Source organism: Vicinamibacteria bacterium (assembly GCA_035620555.1).
Lineage (GTDB): Bacteria > Acidobacteriota > Vicinamibacteria > Marinacidobacterales > SMYC01 > DASPGQ01.
Window position 1 is genome coordinate 1 of sequence record DASPGQ010000161.1, and the last position, 4,764, is coordinate 4,764.

The 4,764-nt window shown below is 62.8% G+C and carries 7 protein-coding genes; 1 reads left to right on the top strand and 6 read right to left on the bottom strand.

What is annotated here, in order from left to right; genetic code table 11:
• Positions 1–222 (top strand): hypothetical protein (locus tag VEK15_06115; GenBank protein ID HXV60250.1); only part of this gene is annotated, 222 nt, incomplete at its 5' end.
• 21 nt (positions 223–243) lie between these two features.
• Here VEK15_06115 and VEK15_06120 read toward each other — a convergent pair.
• From VEK15_06120 to VEK15_06145, 6 genes are all read right to left on the bottom strand, one after another.
• A complete protein-coding gene (locus VEK15_06120; GenBank protein HXV60251.1) occupies positions 244–1,002 on the bottom strand; it encodes an NYN domain-containing protein in 759 nt (252 codons plus the stop codon).
• A gap of 12 nt (positions 1,003–1,014) precedes the next feature.
• Entirely contained in the window at positions 1,015–1,986 is a 972-nt protein-coding gene (locus VEK15_06125) for a ferrochelatase (protein HXV60252.1), read from the bottom strand.
• 11 nt (positions 1,987–1,997) lie between these two features.
• The gene (locus VEK15_06130) at positions 1,998–2,861 is read right to left on the bottom strand and encodes a DMT family transporter (protein ID HXV60253.1); all 864 of its coding nucleotides are present in this window, start codon (positions 2,859–2,861) and stop codon (positions 1,998–2,000) included.
• 29 nt (positions 2,862–2,890) lie between these two features.
• The gene (locus tag VEK15_06135; GenBank protein HXV60254.1) at positions 2,891–3,790 is read right to left on the bottom strand and encodes a dihydrolipoamide acetyltransferase family protein; all 900 of its coding nucleotides are present in this window, start codon (positions 3,788–3,790) and stop codon (positions 2,891–2,893) included.
• Positions 3,791–3,823: 33 nt separating this feature from the next.
• The gene (locus VEK15_06140; protein ID HXV60255.1) at positions 3,824–4,129 is read right to left on the bottom strand and encodes a biotin/lipoyl-containing protein; all 306 of its coding nucleotides are present in this window, start codon (positions 4,127–4,129) and stop codon (positions 3,824–3,826) included.
• A 2-nt stretch (positions 4,130–4,131) separates the two neighbouring features.
• Positions 4,132–4,764 (bottom strand): transketolase C-terminal domain-containing protein (locus VEK15_06145; protein HXV60256.1); only part of this gene is annotated, 633 nt, incomplete at its 5' end.

A 4,764-nucleotide genomic window follows, 5' to 3' on the forward strand; every position in this document is an offset into this window, starting at 1 on the left:
CAACGCATACAGCATGAGAAGTTCGGGTTGGGTGTAGTAGCCGAAGCCGATTCCGAGTACACCGTGATCGAGTTCGACGAGCATGGTCGAAAGAAGTTCTTGACCCGACTCGTAACCGTGCGAGCAAGCGACGAGCCACCCCCGGCGCGGCGACGCGGGTCGCGCAAGAAGACCGCCAAGAAGAAGGCCACGAAGGCGAGGACCCGGAAGGGAACGGCCTGATCGCGCCGATCCCGCGGGCAGTCAGGATTTCTTACTCGCGTCAGAGATCACGTAAGAACCGCTCTTGTCGTCTTTCTTGATCTCGAACAGACCCAGGCGGGCTCCGTCTACCAGGAGCTCGCTGAAGTTCGAGTAGCCGTAAGTCGTTTCACTGAACGACGGCTGTTTTCTCTTGATGGTCTGCTTGACCATCGAGCTCCAGATGACGTCCTTGTCCTCGCGCTTCAGGGCGTCGATTGCGTCGAGGACCATCTCGAAGGCCTTCTGCTTCTTCTTGGGAACGTTGGCGAGCACTTGTGTTCCCGATGGTGCCTTCTGGACGAGATCGTCGTAGAAAATGAACTCGTCGCAGCTGCCCGACAGCAGCTCGGACGTCGATTGACGCAACCCGACCCCGATGACCGTCTTGTCGTTCTCCTTCAGCTTGGCTACCAGGGGAGCGAAGTCGCTGTCACCCGACGCGAGCACGAAGTAATTGATGTGCTCCTTCGAGTAGCAGAGATCGATGGCATCCACCACCATTTTGATGTCGGCGCTGTTCTTTCCGCTGTAGCGACGCTGGGGAATATCGATGAGCTCGATACCCGACTCGTGAAGGCGCTGTTTGAACTTCTTGTAGCTCGTCCAGTCCGCGTAGGCTTTCTTGACGATGATCTTGCCCTTCTCGACGAGACGCTCGAGAACCTTTTGGATGTCGAAATCATCCAGCTTGGCCTGAACGGCGCCGAGCGCGAGATTCTCCAGATCGATGAAGAGGGCGAGCTTGGGTTCCTCGGGCATGAGCAGACTCTATCAGTTTCGCTGCCCGGTCGGCAGGCAGCAGCCGGGGGGACAGGCCTCGGGCGCGGGACCGGCCAGGTGCTCTTCGACGATCTCTCGAATCATGCGAACGAAGCAGGGGTGCGCCCCGGCGGTACCCGCCCGTAGAAGGCTCACGCCGAGGCTCGCGGCGCGCCGTCTCGCCTGGATGTCGAGGTCGTAGACCACCTCCATGTGATCGGATACGAATCCGATGGGAGAGAGGACGAGCTCTCGAATCCCTTCGGCGGCGAGTCGGTCGATGGCCTCGAGAACGTCGGGCGAGAGCCAAAGCACGTTGGGCGGACCGCTCCGACTCTGGTAGACGAGCTCCCAGGGATTGTCGAGACTCGCGGCCACGAGCCGGGCCGTTTCCCTGAGCTGGGCCTCGTACTCGCAGACGGCGGCCATCTCCAGGGGAATGCTGTGGGCGGTGAAGAGCACGTAGGCACCCGGGCACGAAACGAGCGCATCCTGCAGCCGCTCCCGGTTGGCCTCTATGAACCCGGGACGATCGAAGAAGGGGCCCATCTTGTCGACGGCGGGGGCGGCGGATCCCGCGGCCGCGCGAGCCCTTTCGATGTCCTCCAGGTACTGCCGGCAGCTCGAATAGGAAGAATAAGCTGAAGTCACGAAAGCGAGAGCGCGTCGGATACCGTCGTCCGCCATCGTCCCGAGGGTATCGCCAAGGAATGGATGCCAGTTGCGATTGCCCCAGTAGACCGGCAGGCCGCGACCCGAACGTTCGAGCTCCTCGCGAAGCGCCTCGACGAGCCGGCGAGTTTCGGCGTTGATGGGGCTCACGCCCCGGAACAGCTCATATTGTTTCGCCACCTGCCGGAGGCGCTCTTGCGGCACGTTTCGTCCGCGAACGACGTTTTGTAGAAACGGCATCACGTCGTCCGGCCCTTCCGGTCCGCCGAACGACACCACGAGAAGGGCGTCGTAATCCGCCACGTCCGTCACGTTACCACGCTTCACACGAGGACGAAGAAGACGCCCGCCACCATCACGACGACCGCTGCCACTTGCACCGGGTGGATCGTCTCACCGAACACGAGGCGCCCGAGAACGAGCGCCGTGAGTGAGCCGAGGGCTCTCTTCATGGCTTCGACGAGAGACACCAGAACCTGCTGGATGGCGAGAAGCTGAAACGTGAGGGCGAGGGTGACGGCGATCATCGAGGCTCCGAGGAGCACGGCGTGGCGGCGGCCAGTCTCGAGAACGGAAATGCGTCTCTGAACCGCCAGAACGACGAGGGCTCCGAGAGCGACTCCAATCGTCATCATGGTCGCGTGAAAGTAGACGCTCGCCTGGTCGATCGCCTTCTTGTCGAGGGGACCGGAAATCGACCACAGGAGCGCGACACCGGTCATGATCAGCGCACCCTTTTCCTTCACGAGTCCGACCAGGGGACGAACGAGGTTGCCATCGCTGTTGAGGGCCATGGCGCCGATGACCACGAGCGCGATGCCGAGGGCCTGGCGGCCGCTCGGACGCTCTCCCAGCAGGGGAACGGCCATGACCGCGGTGAAGACCGGTGTGAGCGAGAGCAGCGGGATGGTTCGGCTCAATGGGGATATCTTCACCGAGTGAATGAATCCCAGGCTTCCGGCAAAGTTCAGCACGAGCGCACCCAGACCTGGCGCGAGGTAGCCGACCGTGGGTCGTCCCGTCCCGTAGAGAGCCACGAGGGTTCCGGTCAGGGGAACGGCGCCGAGCGACATGAAGAAGACGAGCGCGAGGGGGTCGAGTCGTCCAGCGAGCATCTTTCGGACGAGATCGAGGCACGCGAAGGCGAGCCCCGAGAGGATCATGTAGATGAGATGAAGGGAGAACAATCGACCAGAGCGTCTCCGCGCTGACCAGACTACCTCTCGGGAAGCTCGAAGCTCTCGAGCTGGGTCCGGACGCGCTCGAGGAACCGAAACCCGGTGGAACCGTCGATGATTCGATGATCGAACGTCAGGGCCAGGATCATGATGGGGCGAATCGCGATCGCGTCGTCCACCACGACGGGCTTCTTCTGGACCGCGCCCAGGCCGAGGATCGCTACTTGGGGCTGGGCTATCATCGGCGTTCCCATCAGGCCACCGAACATCCCCGGGCTCGTCATCGTGAAAGTCGCTCCATGCACATCGCCCGGCTCGAGCCCCGGCCTCCGCGCCTTTTCCGCGAGCCGATGAATCGAGTGGGCCAGCCCGATGAAGCTCTGTTCGTCGGCGTCGTGCACGACCGGAACGATGACGCCCTCCTCGAGAGTGATGGCAATTCCGAGATGAATGCGTTTCTTCAGCGCGATTTGATCGCCCACCACCGAGGCGTTGAAGATCGGGAACGCCTTCAAGGCGCGGACGGTGGCCTCGGCGACGAAGGGGAGGTAGCAGAGCGGTACGCCCTCCGCCTGCTCGAAGGCCGCGCCATGCTCGTCGCGATAGCGGACGATGCGGTGGATGTCGCACTCGCTGAAAGAGGTCACCTGCGCGGAGATCTGCTGGCTCGAGACCATGTGCTCGGCGATTTGACGGCGAATCGCGCTCATCGGTACGAGCTCGTCTTCCGCCTCGGGCTTATAGGCGTATCTCGAGGCGAGCGCCGGCGTCGTCGCCGCGCCTGCCGAGGCGCGACTCGCCGCATAACGCTCGACGTCCCTCTTGGTGATCCTGCCCGACCGGCCTCCTCCGCGCACCGCATCGAGCTCCTGGAGCGAAACCCCGAGCTCCGAGGCCAACGACCGGACGGCGGGCGAGAATTTCGGCGGCGACTCGATCCGCTCCGAAGTCGTGCGAGCCGGCGTTTTGCGCTAAAACGTCTTCGGCTCGTGGGATCCACGGAAGTGCCCGCCGGTGTCCCCCGCGGAAGCCTTCGCTTTGGATTCGGCGATGAGGGCGACGACGGTGCCCACGTCCACCGTTTCACCGTCGGCTACGAGAATGCGTTCCACCACTCCCGACACCGGTGACGGCACGTCGGTGTCCACTTTGTCGGTCGTGATCTCGAAGAGAGGCTCGTCTCTCTCGATCGGCTCACCGGATTTCTTGTACCACTTGGTGATGGTCCCCTCCGAAAGGCTCTCGCCCATTTGCGGCATGACGACGGGGGTGGTCATCTTCAGTATTCCAGCAGGCGGCGAGCCTCGTTCTCGATCTTTCCCGCGGAGGGCAGCACGGCGTCTTCGAGAGGAGGGCTGAAGGGAATGGGAAGGTCCAGCGCACCGATGCGCACGACGGGCGCGTCGAGCCATTCGAAGGCATGTTCGGCGATGATCGAAGCGACCTCGCCACCAAAGCCGGAGGTCAAATGCGCCTCGTGCACGACGAGCGCTCGCGAGGTCTTTCGTATGCTCGCCAGGACGCAATCGCGGTCGAGCGGGCTCAGCGTCCGAAGGTCGATGATCTCCACCTCCGCACCCTCCTCGGCGAGACGTTCGGCGACCTCGAGGCACGTGTGAACCATGGCGCCATAGGTTACGATTGTGAGATCCTCTCCCTCGCGCTTGACGTCGGCGATACCCAGCGGAATCTCGTAATCCTCGTCGGGAACGTCCTCTCGGATCCTGCGGTAGAGATGCTTGTGCTCCAGGTAAACGACGGGATTGTTGTCGCGAATCGCCGCCTTGAGAAGGCCTTTGGCCTCATAGGGCGTCGAGGGTTGCACGACCTTGAGGCCGGCTACGTGAGTGAACCAAGCCTCGGGATTCTGGGAGTGGTAGGGGCCGCCGCGAAAGCCGCCCCCCGACGGACC

Bases quoted from the DNA above. Each gene is read 5' to 3' on its own strand.
- VEK15_06120 (HXV60251.1), bottom strand. From the start codon at position 1,002: ATGCCCGAGGAACCCAAGCTCGCCCTCTTCATCGATCTGGAGAATCTC.
- VEK15_06140 (HXV60255.1), bottom strand. From the start codon at position 4,129: ATGACCACCCCCGTCGTCATGCCGCAAATGGGCGAGAGCCTTTCGGAG.